General features: G+C 49.5%; 25 protein-coding genes and 2 pseudogenes. 9 read left to right on the top strand and 18 right to left on the bottom strand.

The genetic code is table 11. From position 1 onward, the window contains the following. The 3 genes and pseudogenes from AB2B48_RS07260 to AB2B48_RS07250 all read left to right on the top strand — a co-directional run bounded on the left by AB2B48_RS07260 (window position 1) and on the right by AB2B48_RS07250 (window position 3,169). Window positions 1-939 (top strand): hypothetical protein, encoded by a 939-nt coding sequence (locus tag AB2B48_RS07260; RefSeq protein WP_368301378.1) that lies wholly within the window; start codon window positions 1-3, stop codon window positions 937-939. After that, window positions 939-2,062, top strand: a pseudogene (locus tag AB2B48_RS07255) (BamA/TamA family outer membrane protein). The gene AB2B48_RS07260 and the pseudogene AB2B48_RS07255 overlap by 1 nt, the downstream one beginning before the upstream one ends. Then, entirely contained in the window at window positions 2,063-3,169 is a 1,107-nt protein-coding gene (locus tag AB2B48_RS07250) for a DUF4056 domain-containing protein (protein ID WP_368301376.1), read from the top strand. It begins immediately after the preceding pseudogene. A 66-nt stretch (window positions 3,170-3,235) separates the two neighbouring features. On the opposite strand, the gene ydfZ is transcribed toward AB2B48_RS07250, so the two are convergent. After that, window positions 3,236-3,439 (bottom strand): putative selenium delivery protein YdfZ, encoded by a 204-nt coding sequence (ydfZ, locus tag AB2B48_RS07245; protein ID WP_185668649.1) that lies wholly within the window; start codon window positions 3,437-3,439, stop codon window positions 3,236-3,238. 139 nt (window positions 3,440-3,578) lie between these two features. Next, window positions 3,579-3,824, bottom strand: coding sequence for a hypothetical protein (locus AB2B48_RS07240; RefSeq protein ID WP_368301374.1), 246 nt, complete (start codon window positions 3,822-3,824; stop codon window positions 3,579-3,581). A 678-nt stretch (window positions 3,825-4,502) separates the two neighbouring features. On the opposite strand from AB2B48_RS07240, the gene AB2B48_RS07235 reads away from it, so the two are divergent. Together AB2B48_RS07235 and AB2B48_RS07230 are read left to right on the top strand one after the other, a co-directional pair. Then, on the top strand, window positions 4,503-4,895 hold the full coding sequence (locus AB2B48_RS07235) for a hypothetical protein (RefSeq protein ID WP_185668651.1): 393 nt from the start codon (window positions 4,503-4,505) through the stop codon (window positions 4,893-4,895). A 41-nt stretch (window positions 4,896-4,936) separates the two neighbouring features. Continuing rightward, window positions 4,937-5,575, top strand: a complete 639-nt coding sequence (locus tag AB2B48_RS07230; RefSeq protein ID WP_185668652.1) for a helix-turn-helix transcriptional regulator — start codon at window positions 4,937-4,939, stop codon at window positions 5,573-5,575. A gap of 246 nt (window positions 5,576-5,821) precedes the next feature. Here the strand turns inward: AB2B48_RS07230 and AB2B48_RS07225 are convergent, their stop codons facing one another. Continuing rightward, complete coding sequence (locus AB2B48_RS07225) at window positions 5,822-6,193, bottom strand: hypothetical protein (protein WP_368301372.1); 372 nt, start codon at window positions 6,191-6,193, stop codon at window positions 5,822-5,824. Between the two features lie 482 nt (window positions 6,194-6,675). On the opposite strand from AB2B48_RS07225, the gene AB2B48_RS07220 reads away from it, so the two are divergent. Beyond that, window positions 6,676-7,092, top strand: a complete 417-nt coding sequence (locus AB2B48_RS07220; protein ID WP_368301370.1) for a DNA breaking-rejoining protein — start codon at window positions 6,676-6,678, stop codon at window positions 7,090-7,092. Window positions 7,093-7,459: 367 nt separating this feature from the next. Here the strand turns inward: AB2B48_RS07220 and AB2B48_RS07215 are convergent, their stop codons facing one another. The 9 genes and pseudogenes from AB2B48_RS07215 to AB2B48_RS07175 form a co-directional block, all read right to left on the bottom strand. After that, window positions 7,460-8,743, bottom strand: a complete 1,284-nt coding sequence (locus AB2B48_RS07215) for an Arm DNA-binding domain-containing protein (protein WP_368301368.1) — start codon at window positions 8,741-8,743, stop codon at window positions 7,460-7,462. Beyond that, a complete protein-coding gene (gene xisR, locus AB2B48_RS07210) occupies window positions 8,743-8,955 on the bottom strand; it encodes an excisionase family protein (RefSeq protein WP_368301366.1) in 213 nt (70 codons plus the stop codon). Before xisR ends, AB2B48_RS07215 begins: the two co-directional genes overlap by 1 nt. 64 nt (window positions 8,956-9,019) lie before the next feature. Next, complete coding sequence (locus tag AB2B48_RS07205) at window positions 9,020-9,262, bottom strand: DUF4060 family protein (RefSeq protein WP_368301932.1); 243 nt, start codon at window positions 9,260-9,262, stop codon at window positions 9,020-9,022. A 7-nt stretch (window positions 9,263-9,269) separates the two neighbouring features. Beyond that, window positions 9,270-9,578, bottom strand: a complete 309-nt coding sequence (locus tag AB2B48_RS07200; RefSeq protein ID WP_368301365.1) for a hypothetical protein — start codon at window positions 9,576-9,578, stop codon at window positions 9,270-9,272. A 2-nt stretch (window positions 9,579-9,580) separates the two neighbouring features. Beyond that, a complete protein-coding gene (locus AB2B48_RS07195; protein WP_368301363.1) occupies window positions 9,581-9,997 on the bottom strand; it encodes a PerC family transcriptional regulator in 417 nt (138 codons plus the stop codon). Between the two features lie 35 nt (window positions 9,998-10,032). Then, complete coding sequence (locus AB2B48_RS07190; RefSeq protein WP_368301361.1) at window positions 10,033-11,073, bottom strand: RecT family recombinase; 1,041 nt, start codon at window positions 11,071-11,073, stop codon at window positions 10,033-10,035. Between the two features lie 14 nt (window positions 11,074-11,087). Further along, window positions 11,088-13,958: a RecE family exodeoxyribonuclease gene (locus tag AB2B48_RS07185; RefSeq protein WP_368301359.1), complete on the bottom strand. Its 2,871-nt coding sequence runs from the start codon at window positions 13,956-13,958 to the stop codon at window positions 11,088-11,090. A gap of 140 nt (window positions 13,959-14,098) precedes the next feature. Beyond that, on the bottom strand, window positions 14,099-14,269 hold the full coding sequence (locus AB2B48_RS07180) for a YdaE family protein (protein WP_368301357.1): 171 nt from the start codon (window positions 14,267-14,269) through the stop codon (window positions 14,099-14,101). Beyond that, window positions 14,262-14,399 (bottom strand): annotated as a pseudogene (locus AB2B48_RS07175) (hypothetical protein); the annotation flags it as partial. The pseudogene AB2B48_RS07175 and the gene AB2B48_RS07180, both read right to left, overlap by 8 nt. Window positions 14,400-14,463: 64 nt before the next feature. Between AB2B48_RS07175 and AB2B48_RS07170 the strand changes: the two are divergent. Next, complete coding sequence (locus tag AB2B48_RS07170; RefSeq protein ID WP_368301356.1) at window positions 14,464-14,676, top strand: hypothetical protein; 213 nt, start codon at window positions 14,464-14,466, stop codon at window positions 14,674-14,676. Here AB2B48_RS07170 and AB2B48_RS07165 read toward each other — a convergent pair. From AB2B48_RS07165 to AB2B48_RS07140, 6 genes are all read right to left on the bottom strand, one after another. Continuing rightward, window positions 14,673-14,861 (bottom strand): hypothetical protein, encoded by a 189-nt coding sequence (locus AB2B48_RS07165; RefSeq protein WP_368301354.1) that lies wholly within the window; start codon window positions 14,859-14,861, stop codon window positions 14,673-14,675. The genes AB2B48_RS07170 and AB2B48_RS07165 overlap by 4 nt on opposite strands. Before the next feature lie 342 nt (window positions 14,862-15,203). Then, complete coding sequence (locus tag AB2B48_RS07160; RefSeq protein WP_368301352.1) at window positions 15,204-15,587, bottom strand: hypothetical protein; 384 nt, start codon at window positions 15,585-15,587, stop codon at window positions 15,204-15,206. Beyond that, window positions 15,584-16,111, bottom strand: a complete 528-nt coding sequence (locus AB2B48_RS07155) for a type II toxin-antitoxin system MqsA family antitoxin (RefSeq protein ID WP_368301350.1) — start codon at window positions 16,109-16,111, stop codon at window positions 15,584-15,586. The genes AB2B48_RS07160 and AB2B48_RS07155 overlap by 4 nt, the downstream gene beginning before the upstream one ends. Window positions 16,112-16,120: 9 nt before the next feature. After that, window positions 16,121-16,528: a hypothetical protein gene (locus AB2B48_RS07150; protein WP_368301348.1), complete on the bottom strand. Its 408-nt coding sequence runs from the start codon at window positions 16,526-16,528 to the stop codon at window positions 16,121-16,123. A 120-nt stretch (window positions 16,529-16,648) separates the two neighbouring features. After that, entirely contained in the window at window positions 16,649-16,990 is a 342-nt protein-coding gene (locus AB2B48_RS07145) for a DUF3024 domain-containing protein (protein WP_368301346.1), read from the bottom strand. A gap of 57 nt (window positions 16,991-17,047) precedes the next feature. Continuing rightward, on the bottom strand, window positions 17,048-17,431 hold the full coding sequence (locus AB2B48_RS07140; protein WP_368301344.1) for a helix-turn-helix domain-containing protein: 384 nt from the start codon (window positions 17,429-17,431) through the stop codon (window positions 17,048-17,050). Window positions 17,432-17,533: 102 nt separating this feature from the next. Here AB2B48_RS07140 and AB2B48_RS07135 point away from each other — a divergent pair, with 102 nt between their 5' ends. Next, window positions 17,534-17,752, top strand: a complete 219-nt coding sequence (locus tag AB2B48_RS07135; protein WP_368301343.1) for a transcriptional regulator — start codon at window positions 17,534-17,536, stop codon at window positions 17,750-17,752. Between the two features lie 59 nt (window positions 17,753-17,811). Next, a complete protein-coding gene (locus tag AB2B48_RS07130) occupies window positions 17,812-18,303 on the top strand; it encodes a toxin YdaT domain-containing protein (RefSeq protein WP_368301341.1) in 492 nt (163 codons plus the stop codon). Window positions 18,304-18,308 lie beyond the last annotated feature (5 nt).

Here is an 18,308-nt window from a genome sequence, read left to right as displayed (position 1 = left end):
ATGAGGTGGAAGCATACTGTTTTGCCATTGCTGTTGATATCAGGCGCGGTAACAGCGGCTGAGGGTGATGACCGTACCTTTCCTATCTGGGGTGACGAGGCCAGAGCGCGAGGCTATTCCATTCCATTGCCTTTTGGTATCAACATTAACTATATGAATATGCGCCAGAATATCGATGTCGATAGCATCAGTTTTTCAGGACTGGCGCTGGGGAATCATCCTATTCCAACGGACATGTTTAATATTGATGCCGGGCATACACGAGAAAAAAGCAAATCAGAAACGGTGCGTCTCGATATGTGGGTTTTCCCCTTTCTGAATGTGTACGGATTAGTCGGGCACTCCCGGGGATCATCCGTCTCCAACGTATCGGTTGATGCGGATCCCACGCGCTATACCGGTATTGACCGATTAATAGCCGGGGCCGTGCATCAGCTTTATCAAAGCGGCGATCTTCAGAATATTGATTTTAAACTCGATTTTAAAGGTACAACCTTCGGTACCGGCATCACGCTGGCTGGGGGATATGAAAACTGGTTTGCGCTGGTGGACACCAACTATACGCGGACGGACTTCGATATTCTTGACGGCAAAATTTCGGCATTAACCGTCTCTCCCCGCATCGGGTATCGCTTTAATCTCCAGGGCCCTGCAGGACCATCACATCTGAGCGTCTGGCTAGGAAGCATGTACCAGGACGTTCAACAGGAGTTCAAAGGAAGCCTTTCAGACCTGAGTATGCCCGCTACGCTACAGCCATTAATTGATGCGGTCAATCAGAACGGTGAGGGGCGCTTTGATGTTAAACAGCGACTGACGTCACCCTGGAATGTGCTGGTGGGGAGCCAGTATGAGATTACCCCTCATTTTAATCTCCTGACGGAGATTGGCTTTAAAGAACGTAACAGTTTCTTTATCGCTGGCGAATATCGCTTCTGATGATAACCAGACCTCTTATTCTGGCGGGACTCCTGCTGCTAAGCTATCAATCGGGGGCGATTTCTCTCGATAGAAAATCAGTGGATGGGCTACTGACAAAGCTTGGCGCGGACAATCAATACGATCCGGCGAAAGGAATTAACTGGAGCGTGTTGCCTGGTCCTTTCTATACGCCCGAATTAAAGCTTGGGTTGGGGATGGCCGTGGCGGGGATTTACCGCGTTGACCCGTCCGATAGCACGACACAAAACTCATCGCTGTCGTTCACCGGGTTTGTCAGTTCGAGCGGGGCGTTAGGTATCGGCCTCAACAATTACACCTTTTTCACCGACGATCGCTGGCGACTCTTTGTTGATGGCTCAATTGCCAAAGTACCCACCAGCTTTTGGGGGAGCGATTACGATGCTGCCCAGGGTGGTAGAGCTACACCAATAATTCTGTAGGTCTGCATCCGGTGTTGCTGCGTGAGGTGACCGATAGTCTCTATATAGGCGCTGGTTGGGATTTTTCATCCATGCAGGCGAACGTAGAAAATGCCCATCCAGGAGACGTTTTTTCCACATGGCATGCGGATGCTTCGCCGCTTTCTTCCGGGGCGTCGGTGGCAGTGAACTATGATTCTCGCGATGTGGTGACGCGCCCTGAGCATGGGCAATTCTTTAAGGTGGAATATACCGTCTATGATCCGGCATTGGGCTCAGATACGCATTTCACGGCGGCAGAACTTCAGTACGATTATTACCATCTTCTCAATGAGAAAACCGTATTAGCCTTTGACCTCTGGGGACGTTTTACGCGTGGCGATGTTCCGTGGGATAAGCTTTCAATGGCGGGAGATGACCGACGATTACGGGGCTATTACCAGGGGCGGTATCGCGATAAAGATGTCGTAAGCGGGCAGGTGGAGTACCGACGCAAACTCAGTTGGCGACACGGCTACGTACTTTGGCTGGGTGCCGGGGCGTTGGGAAATGATGCCGGTGATTTAAGCCACCATCCGCTGCTACCGACCGCTGGCGTGGGGTATCGCTTTGAGGTTAAACCGGCGATGAATATCAGGCTTGATCTTGGCTTTGGCAGAGAGAGCGCAGGGTTCTATTTTCAGGTCGCAGAGGCTTTTTAAATGGCTAAATGGCTATTGTTGCTGCTCATTGCCATGACGGGCGCTCAGGCAAGCGGCGATTTATTATCGCTAAAGCAGGCCAGTCAAGTATCCCCCGTAGCGGCGCACCTTAATGCGCCGGAATCGCTACGCCCGTGCTGTGCATTTGGGCACGATCTGCACGTGCGTGCGCTTGGCGTGCCGATTCCCTTCTATCAGATTGGCAATGTGCTCGCGCTGGATGCGCTGGGCGAGCATCGGTACAACGATAACGCCTTCGGTGCGGTTGAAAATATTGTCGGGTTAAGCAAAGAAGAGAACGGCCTTGTCTATACCCATCGAGGTGGTTTTATCGACATCGCCCACGTTCGCGATACTGCGGATAACACCTTCTTTCTTTTCTCTAAAATCTACCCCAAGTTAGGCCAGCGCTGGCGTTATTTTTATAGCAATGAGCTGGGGGTCAGGCGCATACAATTAAACGCTTTTACCCCACCGGCCGAGTTGAGTGCGCGCTATACGCTTGCCGCCTGGCTCGCCGGACGTTTAGCATTTGAATTGGCGCAGTGGCATGAAATTGCGCAGTGGTACGGATTCCAGTCTGTTCCCGGCTTTTCAGAGGCGATCTCTGCCTTTTCACCGGAGGACCTCTATTCTAATCTGCTCGGCGCGCGCCTTGCGGTTGTATTGATTCTGCAAGGCAAAGCCGGAACCGTCGATGGCTATAATGCGGCGATGACATCCGCGTTGAAAGAGGCGCTGCTGAGTCTGGATATTGCGACACGTACCGAAACCGAAAAGAAATTTCGCGAGTTAGATGGGGAGTGGTGGAACAGTAAGCGAAGAGTGCCCGATAAATTTCTGGTCTTAAAAAGAAACTACAACCTGGATATCAACCGCTTACCCACACCCGTTGCCAATGAAAACGCTCAGCCGCTGATGTTGACGTTTCCTGCCGTAGTTGAAGGGTATCAACTTTCACATTTGGGGGCGCTGAAAATCTATCCTGGGAAAGCGATGCAGTTACTTCCCCCACCCAAATCCTTCTACAGCCCGCAGCAGTTTCAAAAACTGGCCGATAAGGCAGCGCGTTCGGACAAGGTGCTTCTTGAGAGGATACAAAAATAATTAAGGCCACAATCGTGGCCTTAGGCTGATATTGTCGACGCTGGTTTGCGTCAATCTGATCGCGTATCAGTTGAAGCCAAGACGGATCAAATCCAGCGGGCAATAGACGCCATCGCAACCCTCAATCTCAACGGAGTCAGTACGGCGAATTTGTTCAGCCGTTTTACCTTCACCATGAATTGACCGGATAACGCCCGTCGCGCCATTGTTAGCAATCATGACGCGGCTGCCGATAGTGATAGCGTTACGGTTACGATCGTAGGTTTTCATCGTCTCCTCCTTTCACATTTCAAGACGGGATACATTTGCGGTGTGAATTAATACCGCGATAGAAAGCGCCATGTTTTGAGCTTTGTCAAAAGAGAGGTTTTTCCGCTGTATGAAGCGTCTGGATTATCAAAGAGGGGAATTAAGATTTTCTGGAACCGATAAACCAGATGATGAATCCAGCGGCTGCACCGACGCAAGCAATGCTAAGGTAGAGCAGTGCGTGTTCGAGAAAATAGTGCTGTAGGGTCATCCGCCCAGTCCAGACATCCTCAGATGAATCACCGACGGCAAAGTCAATGAAGACCAGCACAAAGGTAAACATGAGCGCATAAGTCACCATCATGTAGCAAAGTGAGAAAACATTGAATGAGGAATGGCTGCGCACGGGGGAACCCTGGTTTGGTTTGAGCGGGTAAGATAGCCTATTGTGATGCAGATGCCTAGATGTGAAAAGCAACGATCTGGCTGGTGAAAGGCAACGTTGAGAGTGAAATGTTTGAGTGGGGAAATCGGATAAAGGCACGTGTTCGTTCACCTAATTTGATGCAATGCTTAAGATGCTCTGCCCGCGATTGATATAACCGAGCCACAATATATCGGTTGGTTAAGTTTTCAGTTGATCATGCCCGGACTCATTTATCGCGTAGTGTTGAATGGCGTGATTGATTAAAAGATAAGCATAGAAAGCCTGAGGTAGCGGAAGTTATGGTGACGACTAGACGAAATGCCAAAAAGACTGATGAGAATTAATGGTGAATAAATGCACACGATCAACAATCCCACGCATCACGCGTTTCAATGAAATTGATTTTGATCAATTTCATTGAAAAAAACGAATGCTCCATTTCTAATTCTAAGTCTTTTTTGTGATACCTAATAAGGGGTATCTTCGAGCTGTGTTTGGCTTTTTTTTCTAAAAAAAACACATTCTACCAAATTTAATTCTTTTAAGAGTGATGATTTGTAGTGATTTGTATTGATTGTTTTTCGTTTGAAAATGTAATTGTAACTCCTATTGTGTCTCGGTAATCTCGAAAACAACCATATAACAAACGGGGTGGCGGTGGATAATAATATAAAACTTCTTGGTTATAGAATTGATAATAGACTTTATTATTCAGTGGAAAATAAAACCTTGTTCTCTTTAGATGGCAGTGAGAAGAGCATTCCACTCAGAACAACCAAAGCACGCTTGCTCGAATATTTATTATTTAAATCTGGTGATGAAGTCATTACCGACCAGGAGTTGCTAAAAAATATCTGGGATAAATATGGATTAAGCTCTTCAAGTCAACGTCTGTGGTTAGTTATGAGAGAATTGAAAGTCATCCTGTGCGGGTTCAATGTTTCAGATGACCTGTTCATTCGAGTAGAAAACAATGGCTATCTCGTTGATGTTGCGTTTGTTCGTGAAGTTGTCGAATTTACAAGAAAAATGAAGGTTGAGGAACGCTAGGCTATAGCAGAGAAAAGCTGCCGAATTTTTAGCACACTTTAATGGAGGGTAATAAAATAAACCCAGTGTTCAGAAGAACAAAAAACAATCTAATAGTTGTGTACACGAGTAACTATTGGTTTTACCAGGGGATAAAGTTTTCTCTTAAAGACTTTGATGTATTCCACAATACAGATGAATGCATCGATTTTAATCAACGGAAAATGATATTTGTGGACGCGAATATCCTTCTAGAAGGAAAAAGTAAAGATTTTGCCTCTTTTATTTATTCGAATTGTATTGATCGGGTCGTGTGGTTGACAGGTCATGATACGGGAATGGTGTATCCACTTTGGGCGACTGGTGACCGAGTCATCAATATTAATGAGAGTAGAGACTCTTTCTCATATTTTTTGCGTGCAGCGGCGACAGAGCTATCGATGGACGGTATTGCATACTACACATCGCTTTCGCCAACAGAAGCCCTTATCCTAAACTATCTTGCGAAGGGCTTCTCCATTACTCAGATTGCTTTTGTGACGGACAGAGCGCCGAAAACTATCTATCAGCACCGAGCGATGATACTGAGAAAGCTAGGCTATAAAAATGCTGCTTTCATGCAATCTATATTTTTGAGGTACGGCAAGTTGATGTGGACCAACAGAAGACCACGTTTGGCCGACATTTCTGCAGCATCCTAGCCAGATATATCTTGAGATATAGCAAAATGCCGTGTATTGATGAGTCGTCGTACCTGGCCTGCACACGCTGCACTAAGGTCGTTCGTTATGCTCGCCGTAATGTCGAAATTTTTAACCAGGAATGCTGGAGTCTGTATTAATCTAATTATCTTTTTCGGAAAAAACGGTATCAGCAAAACTTAGGGTATTGAGCCTGAACGAAATCAAACCCGCTACTGCGCAGGTTTGATTTTAATGCCAGCAATTTTAATTTTGGCAAACTATATCTGCTATATAAGCAGCCGCACTTGAACCACCTTTCACATAATCAAATTGGTTAGTGACTTTTCCGCTTAAATTATATAAAGTTATTCTCCCATATTCGTTTTTACATGCCTGAGTAGAAATTGTGAACCGGCTATATAAAATATTGGCGTGGGAAGCTCTGGATATTGGGACTTGTTGAATAATAATTGAACGAATCCCTTTTGATTCTGTAAAAGACCGCTTTTTAGCATAAAAATTAGAATCGTTTGTATCTGTAAGAAAAGTCCAGCCTTCGACGTTGTCTGCTGCGAATACAGAGAATGAGGATATGGCTAAAAATATTGCTCCGGTTAACTGTGATGTATTGGGCATTAATAAATTTCCTCGTTTTTAACCCAGTTCTGTGTGCGTAGATGTGATACCTCACCATTCCGTTATCGGCATTATTCACAATTTATTTAACAAATAAATGCATGTCTTTGCCCTGTTTGCTTTTTGATCTTTAATCCTTTCAGACTGCTGAGAATCTTCACTTTGAGCTGTCGTTAAATCAGCCCGAGAGTCTGATCCCCATCAAACCCAGCACCCGCCATGCAGCGAGATGAGAGGCCATGAAAATGGACAATGACCCGTGCTTCTGCACGGAGTTTCTTGATCTGCTCCAAGGCTAGTTACACGGTGATACGCCGATTGGCGCTGTTCTGCTTTCCGTCGCAATGGCGCTGAAAGCGGTTAAAAATGATGAAACATCACGCGGTTCACATTAGCCATTCCAAAACCCATCTGCAGGTGGGTTTGATAATGGCACTCCATATGATATAAGGGAATGCATATAATTTATGGATGTTAATAACATGAAAGCTAATAATAAAATTGTATATGGGGTGTTTTTATTTCTGAGCTTTTCTATGTCTGCATTAGCGAATAATGCTTACAAAACTGAAGAAACACATGCTGTTCAGTTTCAAAGAGGAGCGAGCGGTGCTGTGGTTAATGGAAAAGTTACAGGCAACCAAGATGTTGATTATACGTTAACTGCAAAACAGGGGCAGTTAATCACAGTAAAGATGGAGAGCGCCTGGCCGCACCCCTTCTTTTCGGTTTTTGAGCCTAAAGGAAAAGTTATTTTCGACGGTATGAGTGATGGGGATTCCTTCTCCGGGCAGTTGCCATCATCAGGGAAATACATCATACGTGTCTACCAGAAAGGGAATGCAAAGGATGCTGGCGAGACTCATGCCTTTAAATTGACGATAAAGATAACAAACTAAATGCCAATTTAGTTAAGTCGCCTATTGGCGGTTTTTTATTGTCATCACAAAGGCCACCTTCGGGTGGCTTTTTTAATGGCTTTAACCATAGAAATTAGATGTCAGAAATCACGGTTACACCTGCACAGCAGATCCGCTTAAACCTTCTGGCAAGCCTCAGCTATGACACCACAGCAACTTCTGCGAACTGGCGAAACGGGAAATATGACGGAAAGCCAACCGACATTACTAACTGAAGGTTGTATAAATCCATACAGCACTCTCCCTAACCCACTGATTATCCTCTAAGTGCCTGATTCACTGAACCTCTCAAAACCGATTAAATAAATAGGCATTAATTATAAATGATGCCTATATCCTAATGAAATTAAACGACTTTTAGTCTCTTTTTGTTTGCTGGGGGGCGTGAGGGGGGCAAAGCGGTCTGAATTTTGTCGTTTAGCATGCCAATTTGGTCCTTATCCATCTCCCCAATCCATTTCCCATAAACCTCATAAACCATCTTTGCATTCTCGTGCCCCATTTGGCTCGCGATGAAGCTAGGATTCGCGCCGGCGGATAGAGACCAGCATGCATAGGTGTGCCTGGACTGATACGGGTGCCGAGGTCTAACCCCGGAAATTTCAACCCCTTTCTTCCACCCATGCGATATTGAGTTACGGGAGTAGTAACCAACTTTTGCCTTTGATCGGGTCAGGGGAACGAACACGAATTTTAGATGCTGTGTTTCTGTTTTACCGTGTTCACGATGATGGTAGGTGATTTCCCGCTTCGGTAGACTACCTGTAAGCTTAAACTGTTCTTTCAGCGCTTCATGTGCTGGTTTCAGCAAAGTGATTGTCCTGAATCCTGCGTTCGTTTTCGGTGGAACAAACAGCTTTTTATTTGTGAGATTGCGGGAAACATGAATCTCACCTTTTTCCAGGTCAATATCCTCCCAAGCCAATGCGCATAATTCGCCATGTCGCATTCCGGTGTGCACTGCAAGGATCCAGACCAGTGCTGTTTGGCCAGAGAGCGCTGCGATCATTGATTGGTACTCATGAAGGAGCAGGGGATCTGGGTCTCGTTTTGAGAGGGTTAGTAAAGACACCCCCTCATAAGGTGCGTGAGGGATAAATTTGCTTCGATGAGCAAGTTTTAGCATCTCGAACAGTAAGCTCATTCTGGTGTTTACTGTTGATGGGGTGCGTCCCTTCTTTCGGATATTAGGCATGATTGGGTTGATCACCTCGCCGGTGAGCAATTCATGTCTGTAACGCAACAGGTCGGAATGCTGAATATCAACCAACTGGGTATTATCCCCGATGATACGTCGCAGGGTGTTTACAATCGACGTGGCTGTATAAAGGGATGCGTTAGAAACTTCCAGTGCCTTGGCAGACAGAAAGAAATCGCAAAGCTCCTTGAATGTTGTGAGCCTTTTGGTTGTGGTGAATTTGCTGATGGCTTTGGAGTCAGGAAACCGTTCAGCATAATCGAACTGGCCCAGCTGAATATCACAAATGATAGCTGCACGGAGGTTTCCAGCCTTTTTTATATTAGAAGCTGTGACTGTCCATCCATGCAAGACCTCCCGGCACCGGACGCCGCGGTAGATGAACATGATCCTTATTTTGCCTTTATGTAGTTCAACGCCGGTGGGAAACATTACGACTCCTGAATAAGTTGATTGATGCGCGGGTAGTTGTACCAAATCATGGCGCGCTGCTTGTCCTCACCGGTCATTGGTGATCTTTTAAAGTGGATACCCTCAATCCATCTAAACTGGCGTAACGCCTTAATCTGACGCGCGCTTAGACCGGTTCTCTCGGTAAGTTTTGCCGCCACTACCCATTCAACGTTAAAGACGACCTGTGTCATAAATACCTCACAGGCAGCAAGCCGAGTATAAACAGGCCTGCCGCCTTACATTGATAATTCAATATCAACTCACCTGGCCCGGCAGCGCACGCAACCGGCGCATCCCCGTCATCGCTGTCGCGACATAGCTGCGACTGCGATTGACCACTCCTACCCAAACCTTCACGCCCGACACCCGGACGGTGTATGTTTCCTTCATCTTGCTGCGACCGTAGTCGCCGTAACGCTGGTGGTGTGTCTCCAGCGCAATGGCGCAGGCCTGGCGCGCGATGGGTGACTGCTTATTGCCGCGGTTAATTAGCTTCATGCTCACCTCACACAAACACATCAATCGGATCGCCATTGCTGGCGGCGGCGCGGTTCGCTTCCCGGCGCAGGCCGAGGACGTAACCGACCGGGTCCCAACTGCGGAGGATGGCGTTTAACTCTTTCTGGCTGTGCCAGGTTGTCAGGCGGCCTTTCAGTGCAGTGGCGCAGGCGCGAACATTCGCCCTGGTAGGCCCGGCCATCTTCATGCAGAGGCACAATGTCAGCAGCAGGTCAGAATACTCATCAGCTGCCGCGCGCAGCGCCGCAGGTTCAATGCTGGCTTCCAACTCCGGAAGGCGGTGTTTCAGGCTCATACTTATGCTCTCCCTAATCGAATACAGCGGTTACGCCGAGATGCAATCATGGCCACGCCGGTTACCGTCTTCTGCAGGCGGGATAATTCCGCCCAGACTGTCGCCGCCCGGCGCCACAAGCCGCGACTCTCTAACTGGTTGGCTGTAGCTTCCAGTTGCCGGTCCTTTCCGATCGCCTCTGGGGCTGGCCCATTAATGAGTTCTGACGCATACCAATCGCTGACGATGAAGTTGTGAATACGTCCATCAACGGCATTCCTGGTGCGCAGAATCATGCCGCGTTCGGTCATTACGCCGATGATGTAGCGCGTAGCCCGGTCGGTAAGGCAAAGCGCTTCACTGATTTGTACGGGGCTTGCCTGCGGGTTTTCTAGCAGGTAATGAGCGACCGCTTTCTGACGTTCAAATTTATCTACCATGCTGATAATTCGGCCCCGGCTGGGGCCGACCTCCGTTAGCCAACGTATTCAGGTTTCATGTCGTCGAGGGTTACGCGGAACTGCTCGTACAGTTCATCGCCCAGGTGGCGGCGCGCGGCGGTAAGTGCGGCTTCTGCCTTCTCAAACTGTTCTGCCGCCCCTGGCTCGCCTGGGTTCGGCAGGGAGTTAATGGTCGCCTCGACTTTGTTGCGAGCATTTACCCGGTGATAGCGCTGCGTGGCCTTATTCTTGAGCTCGGTATAGAGCGATGAGCCCAGAGTGGCTTTCGCCTGGTTGATGTCTTCGCCAACCGCTTTGGCAGCGTCGATATCTTCGGCAGCATCAATCCGGTCCCGGAATTCGTCGGCGATCGAGTCGACATTCACAGCGGATTCACGTGCGCTACCAGTAGTTGTTACGTTGTCACCTGAGATTTCAGCCAGGCTAATGCGCTGCGGCGCCGGGTTAATCTCTTTCTCTGCGCGCGGCTCGACTTCGTCAGGGCTGTAAACGCCCAGGATGACTTCCGGGCAGTACAGGCGGGCCCAGTACTTCACTGCGAGATACGCGATCTGCTGTTTCGGCGCCGTCTTCCACAACGGTGAGTTCCGGGTGGTGATGTCAGCCAGGTAGATTGGCTCACCCCAGGTGATATCCGCTTCACCGCGCAGTACTGCGCCGACGCGGATAAACAGGCCTAACTCATCGCGACCGTCTTTCTGACCGGCAATCTTTTCCCAGTCACCGCCGTATTCGTAATGGAAACGACCCTGAATGGCGCTTGAGCTGGAAATAACCGCATTAACCAGTTGAGCCTCGTAACCCAGAACGCCATTCACCAGATGTGTTTTCTGCGCCACGGCATAAGGGTTCATACCCCATTGCATGGCCTGCATGACGATCGCCATGCAGTCGGCAGGTTTCCCTGCCAGGTGCTTTGGAACGGTGACGGCTGACTGCGCCATCAGGTCGGCAAATGCGGTCAATTGCCCCAGCGCCTGCACGTTGAATACAGCGTTGCTGGCAGAAATGGTGTTCGGAGCCTGCTCAGTCGTGATGATGTTGGTATTTTGCATGGTCAAATCCTCCATTAAGCCAGGCGCAGCGCTTCAAGGCGGCGCATGTCGAAGTCGTTCAGTTCGTCGGTGTAGTCGCCGGTGATTGGCGCTGGCCATTCGCCAGTATCAAAGCCGGTCGCGATAGAGCGCATCGCCTTGCGGTACTCCAGCATGCCCAGTTCCAGCAGTTCGGCAGACGCCTCGATAATGGCGATCCAGTGGTAGTTCTCGTCTTTGTTGACGAAGATCCAGAAGAACTGGTCCAGTGCTGCAGCCTCGCAATACATCGCTGCGCTCAGGTGGTAATCGCGGTCGATGATTTCCCGGTGCAGCTTGGCGCGCAGGCCTTCCTGCTTGATGTTCCACATGCTGATGGTTTTGAGGTCAGCGCCGACGCGAACACCGTCGAGGTCGATTTCCAGATCCGGACGCACACGGACTTCCAGCCCGGTTTCATCGTCAAAGCCGAAATAACTCACTTCGACGGCGCGGCTCGGATGGGTCAACAGCTTGCCGGCGGTCGGGTGGTCCAGCAGTGCTTTCTGAATGGCCAGCGCAGTGCTCAGTTGCTGGCGGGTGACCAGCACCTTGCCTTCCTGGTTCTCGCGCCACGCATCCAGCAGTTCGTCGGCGAACACTGCATCCGGATTAACGGCTTTCACGGCCTGAATCAGGTCTGCTTTGGTACCTGAGACTTTCAGCGGCTGAGGTTTCTGCGCTTCCTGCGCAACTAGGTCAGGGTTAATCACCGCCAGCTGTTCGAGCAGCGCGTCACGGCTTCCGCTGGTTTTCACCTGCGGCGGCAGGGTGGCGTTGTACTCTTTGATGCAGGCTTTCATCGCCGTTGCTGTTTGCTTCTGGCCTTCTTCAATGCGCTGGAACTCAGCAGGCAGCGCCATGTAGCTTTGTCCGGTTTCTTCCAGCGATGCGCCCAGCGGTACCTGCGGCGGCAGGGTGGCGTTGTATTCTTCCAGCAGCGCTTTGATGTCGTCGGCGGACAACTGCGCTGGCAGACTGGCGTTGTGCTCATCGATAAACGCGCGGATCGTTGCCGTCGTGGTGAATGCGCCTTCCGGAATTACTGGTTCAACGCTGAATTCGGCATCCAGCAGTTCAGGCTGCAGCGCCAGCGCATGCACCAGGTTGCCCATGTCGAGCACCGGTGAACGTTCTTTGACGATAGTCTTGGCGACGTGGCGGGCGTTGAAGTACATCAGGCTGACGCGGGCATCTTTCACCTGAGTTGAGCTGATCCCGTTCGCCGCGTGGTAAACCTCATTCGGCAGACCTTCATAGCGTCCTGGTTCGAAGAAAGCAGGGTACTCAGTAATTGGTGCTGGCTGCTGTTCTTCTGGCACGGATTGCTCGTCAGCAGCCAGGCTCGGTGCAGCGGCGGCCAGAATTTCCCCGGCGCTGGCGTCAGTTACGGTATCTGCCTGCTGATCATCTTCCACAGCACCTTCGCCTGCTGGTACCGCATTGTTAGTTTCGCCTTCGGCGCGCTCAGTCTCTTCCATCGGCTCATCGCTGGTGGTTTCCTTATTTTGTTTCGCTGGGGCGTTCATCAGGCCATCGATGGAGAACATACCGTTGCCCATGCTGGCGATTTTTGGCTGTTTTGGTTTTGTCAGGTCTTCGTGAATCCACTTTGGATCCGTTGGGTCGCTGATACCCGGCACAAACTCACCGCGAGCGGCTGCTAGACGTTTGCTGACTTCATCGAAAGAAATCGCTTCATCATTAGCTACGGGGGCAATTTGCGCAGTAGCTACGGTTTCTGCTGTTGGCGCATCATGTTTTGACTCAGTCAAATTGGCATTGATGTAAGTCTGCAGGCTGACCGGGAAGTGGTGAACGTTCTCTGCGGCGCCGCGGATAAGTGCGAAGATAGCGGCGCGCGAATAGTCCAGGATGCCAGCACATTTGCGTAGGGCGGCGGACCACTCTTTGAATGGGCTTTCTTTCTTGCTGACGATCTCTTTAGCCCGGCGATGAATTGAACCCGGAATATTGTAGATGTCGAAACCCATTGGCAAAGTGGCCAGTGCGATCTCTTCGTCCAGCGTATCCAGGGTATGTTCGTAATCGGGGTTGCGGTCTGTCTTATTGCCGCCGCCAGCATTGGTTCCGGTATCGGTGCGCTGGATTTTCGCCACACGGTTTCCCTTTTGCCACTCTTTGACCAGCAGGCCGCGATCGATGTATTCGGTACTAACCCACGCTTTAACGAACTGAATAAAGTGGTTCAGTTCATGGCGCTGTGTCTGTGGCAATGCCTTTTGCACTGCGTCGGTCAGCTTCCAGAGAGCTGGCATGTCGTAGGCTTTAACTTCCGGCGCGTTTTCTACAGCCAGCAGCAGGTTCTGAACATAGGTGTTATCCATGTCCATTTCTAACGCTGAAAGCTCTTTACGGCGTGGGATGCTGATGTGGTAAACGTGGCCTGTTTCGGCGCACAGCTGCGCCAGCAACTGAATGCGGAAAGGCATAGTGACCAGCTGGAACTCTGCGTTCTCGTCGTCGGAGTATTCAACCTTGCGGTCGCCGTTCTCTTCGGCCATCAGCTCAGTGGTTAAATCGTTGTCTGCAACGTCTTCCTGGTGGAAAGTGTCCTGCGGCGCCGCGCCGGGTTTCAGTTGCCATGTGCGCTGGTCTTCGGCCAATTCGTAGCGTTCGCACCAGGTGAAATCAACTTCGCCTTCTTCCGGCAGGTCATCAACAACCGGGAAGTCAGTGCGAATCGGTTTGGCGTAGTCCTTACCACGACCCGTTTCGATGCCTGCGTCTTCCAGCGCAACGTCCAGCATCAGGTTGGCGCGAGCCTCAGTTTTTGCAGTGAACCAGACAAAAGCATCAGGCTTTCCTGATTTTTGTGTGGCTCGGATAACAAATGGAAATTCCATGTTCAATCCTCTTTTTCGGATGTTAGAATCCCCGGGCCATTGATGGCGCCCATGGGTGTCTTTTTTGGTTTGCTATAAATTCCGGTGTAACTTTGGTCGGTGGCACCGGACGTACAGGCCCGCTTTGGCGGGTTTTTACGTTATGACTCGTGGGCCATCTGGTCGTATGAAGCACATTGCACACAGCAGTAATCGCGTTCTTCGTGCTTCAGCTGCGAGCCGTGAATCAGCGTCAGCTTGCTCTTCACTTCTTTGCCTTGCTCAATCGGCTTTCCGCAGAGGCGGTAAGCGCATTTCTTCTGGTTACGCATCCGGATTCCCCTTCTGCGCCAGCAGGTAGCAGAGACGGCGCAGAAGCACCTCGAAGTAATTCAGTTTCACGGCCTGCTGCCGTGCTGGTTCGCGTGCAAAATCAATCATGATGATCTCCTTGTTTTGCCTGTCTTTTCACCACTTCAGGCTCGGTGGTATGCTGGAGTTCTCACACAACCAGCAAGGAATTATCATGAATAAAAAAATATTCTCTTCGGATCGCACCGTTGAATCAGTTGCCTATGACATCGCTCTGGCGCTTGCTTCAAAGGATGATGCCGCAAACACGCCTGAAGAAATGATGGCCCGCATTGAGTCCCTCCTTCCGGCATGCCTGGAGGAGGCCAATGCACGTTACGAAAAAGAGCACCCCTATCAGGACATTGGCATGTTTACTCGCCGCTAATCCTCGCCAATCGCCACCAAAGCAGCCCGTAATGCTGCTGCGGTGGCTTTGCGGTGATATTCCGCGTCGATCCGGTCGATTGGTTCCTTTGGCACAAAATCATCAAAAACTACGTAAATGGCTGATAAGGCCTCTTTAGCCGCGTCAAGGACTGCGCTGTTTGGTATTGCGTGGTTGTTTTTCATCTCATCCTCGGTGCCCTTGTCGCCAGGCTGGCGGAACGGTTGCCTGATGCGCTATTTGTGATCCACCTGATGGAGGTTTCTTCCTGTTGGTGGTCGTAGTGCGTCTTGGTGATATTGATTAAATCACTGGTTTATATTTATGTCAATCGGTGAAGTATAAAAATATAAACCTAAGATTTATATATGGCGAGGTGCCAGGCTGGAATGGCAGATTTTGGACAAAAAAAATCCCAGCGCTGAGGCTGAGATCACGAGATGTTTGGGGGGTAAAGCTGAATGCTGGGCGAAGGGCAGTAAAAACCCGGCGCGGTGGCCGGGTGGGTACTGGATTATCGCTGCGTATTAATCTTCGAACATCAATACCGGAATGTTTATATTATGATGACCAGCAAGATTAAGGGTCGCTAAAGTGAAGGCGCGCAGATATGGATAAAGGAGCTTAGCTGAACCGACACTTGCTATAGCCTCTGTGGCTTGCTCAAGGTCCATATCCTCCTCAAAGCTTATAATTGCCATTTGGCAGGCTTTGAATATGAATTTCTTATCTTTATGCAGTTCTATTGAAAGCGTTAACCGAAAATCTGTCTGGTTTTTGTCTGAGTAAAATACGTTGGATGTTGCATCAAGATGAAATTGCTGACCCGTTTTAGTAGGGGTTTCAGTCGGGGTTAGCTCAAAGCTATCAACCCAAAAGTTCACAAGATCAAATTTTTTCCCGTTAATCAATGCGATGCCTCCGCAAAATCCGGTTCTGCTGACATGATTTCAGCGCTTCCAGACCATGAAAAAGATGATTGCTGAATCCGTACAATCCTGACCATTGACTCTGATCTAGAAACCCCTGCCATATTACAAAGCTCAGAAAAAACTTGAGGGAACTTAGCGGCAGTTCTAATCAACTTGTCCATAGATTCTGATTGTGCAACGTCATCTGTTTCATATTTCGAAAAAGCCTTTGGTCCTCCACCGAAAATGCGTGAAGCATCATCCTGAGAGATGCACCAACTCTTTCTTATGGCTCGCATTTCATCGCCAGTGAGGAGCCCATCAATGATTTTCTTTAGCCGAATCACAGACCGTTTGTTGGTGCGCATTTCTTCTGCGTCTACCTGGTCTACAAGGCACAAGTCGCACTCACTAAAAATGTGATCGTAGCTTTCAGTAAAACCTTTGTAGGTGATACTTTCGGTCGTTGACCTTCGGGTCAGGTGCCCAGATCCGCAGACAGGGCATAATTTTGTATTGCTCATGGTGTTACCCTAGTGTCTTTGTCTTGGTGGGTGAAATGACACGATCAAAACAACAGCACCGGTTTTTCCAATGCAGAATTTAATGTAGAACTCACAATCCATTTCTTTGTGAGCCGCTTCAATCCAGGCCTTCTCAGTGAAAGAGTAAGCATCACAGGCAGCCCAAACGTTATTTGAATTTATTTGGCACCACTCAGAGCCAATAAACCGCCCCCTGGATACCGCTAGCTTAATCGAGCTCTTTAAGGAAGATTCATCTTTACCAAGTTCAGCAACATCTTTTCTGCACTGCTCTGTTATTGCTGAAATTTTAGCCGAGTCGATTATTGCAAGTATATTTCCATAGAGAGGTCCACCGGCGATTTTTGAAGCTGAACCAAGAAAACCCGTCTTATGCGAACTAACTATAGTTACCATTATGGTAAGTGCGCCCCTTATGTCAATACGAATAGCACGATTAGCTCGCTATCTCCCCATCCAACTGCTCATACCGCTTGAGCTTGAATAATACCCCGATCACCAGCTATGCGCCGACCATCACCCGAAGAAGCAGCAGTCCGGGTCAACCCTTACTACCTCAAGCGCTTCTGTTAGCGTCTCCGCTGTATCGTACAGGTGCCACCGCATGTCTTTCCGCATCCAATACAGCTTCCACTGACGAGAGGTTTTGAAATACCTGATACGTACCGATGGCAGGATGTGCGTCTCTCCTGGGGCGCCTTGCCATACAGGCCTCTGCTCGCCGATATCTATGGTCTGGTCATTGATGCTGTAGACGATATCGAGTTCGTTACGGATGTGCGCAGGGGGCCTGATGCTGTCAACGAATAGCTTCACTTCTTTGTTTACGGCGTGATATTCCAGATCGTTGAAAGCCATGCTTAACTCCAGAGCCCCCTAAATGCTACTCACCAACCATGCGCCGACCAGAACACCTTAATCCCCTTGCGACCTAATCCTTCCCTTCATGTACTTCTCGTACATAGCATCCAGCTCTTTCAGTCGGATGGAGAATATGCGCAGCATGTTTTCCTGCTCATCCTCGGGGAGTTGACGGAAAAGCTCGAGCATGCGCTGTTCGTTAGGCTTAATGCCGCTCATCTCACCAACATCTTCTCCCAAAAGCCACGCAACAGAAACGCCAACAGCATCGGCAATAGCCAATGCTGATTTTTTGCTGATGACACCTTTCTTGAACCACCCATTTACGGCTTGCGGGGTGATCCCTGCGATACGTGCCATATCCGCCTTGGTTACACCGCGTTCTGTTATCTCGGTGAGGCGAGCGATTAGGACTTGGTTGGGCTCTTCTTTTCTCATTTCGCCATTCTAAACATTTGGTTTATACACTCAATAAATCTATGATTTGCACATTATGTAAATCTATGGTTTACTTTTGCTTGCTGACTACAGGAGATCGAGATGACAGCATTAGATAAAGCAATTCAGGCCGCAGGCACTGCAAGAAATATGGCTCTTGCTCTTGGTGTATCAAGCATGTCCGTCAGTCACTGGAAAAATCGTGACAACGGAATTGTTCCACCGAGCTACGTGTTGCCTATTTTTCGCATGACCGGCGTCACCCCGCACGAACTGCGGCCCGATCTGTACCCAAATCCAACCGACGGGTTACCACGTTAGGAGGCCTAATGATGCAGGTACTTACTTTTCAAAATGATAGCGAAATTAGCCAGGGCGCAATGATAAATCGCGCTCAAGCGCATAAGGGGCCAGGTCACGAAGATATTCGCGATGCGGTCCGCGCCTGGGCGGGTGTAGATGGCCAGGATGTGGTTACGGCCCTGATCATCGAAGAGTACCGGGCGCAGGGCGGTGATGACATCACTTTCCCTGATGATCTCTGCCGGAAACGCCAGAAGCTCTTTCGTTTCCTGGACAACCAATTCAACAGCGAACGGTATCGCGAGAACGTCCGTCGGATAACCCCGGCGATCCTCGCGGTTCTTCCGCTGGAGTTCCGCAGCCGGCTGCTGCCGGAAGACAACATCATGGCCCGTCTGGCGCGACTGGAGAAAGAGACCAGCGAAGCGAAGATAGCCATAGCAATGGGCGCGCCAAAGCATCAGAAGATGAAGGAATTGAGTGAGGGGATTGTCGAGATGTTCCGCGTTGATCCGGACTTAACGTTACCGCTGATGACACTGGTGACTTCAATGCTGGGGGTCGTGTGATGAAC

It is taken from the genome of Kluyvera sichuanensis, from assembly GCF_040930405.1.
In the GTDB taxonomy this organism is placed as follows: Bacteria; Pseudomonadota; Gammaproteobacteria; order Enterobacterales; family Enterobacteriaceae; genus Kluyvera; species Kluyvera sichuanensis.
This window is presented reverse-complemented; position numbering and strand designations above follow the sequence as displayed.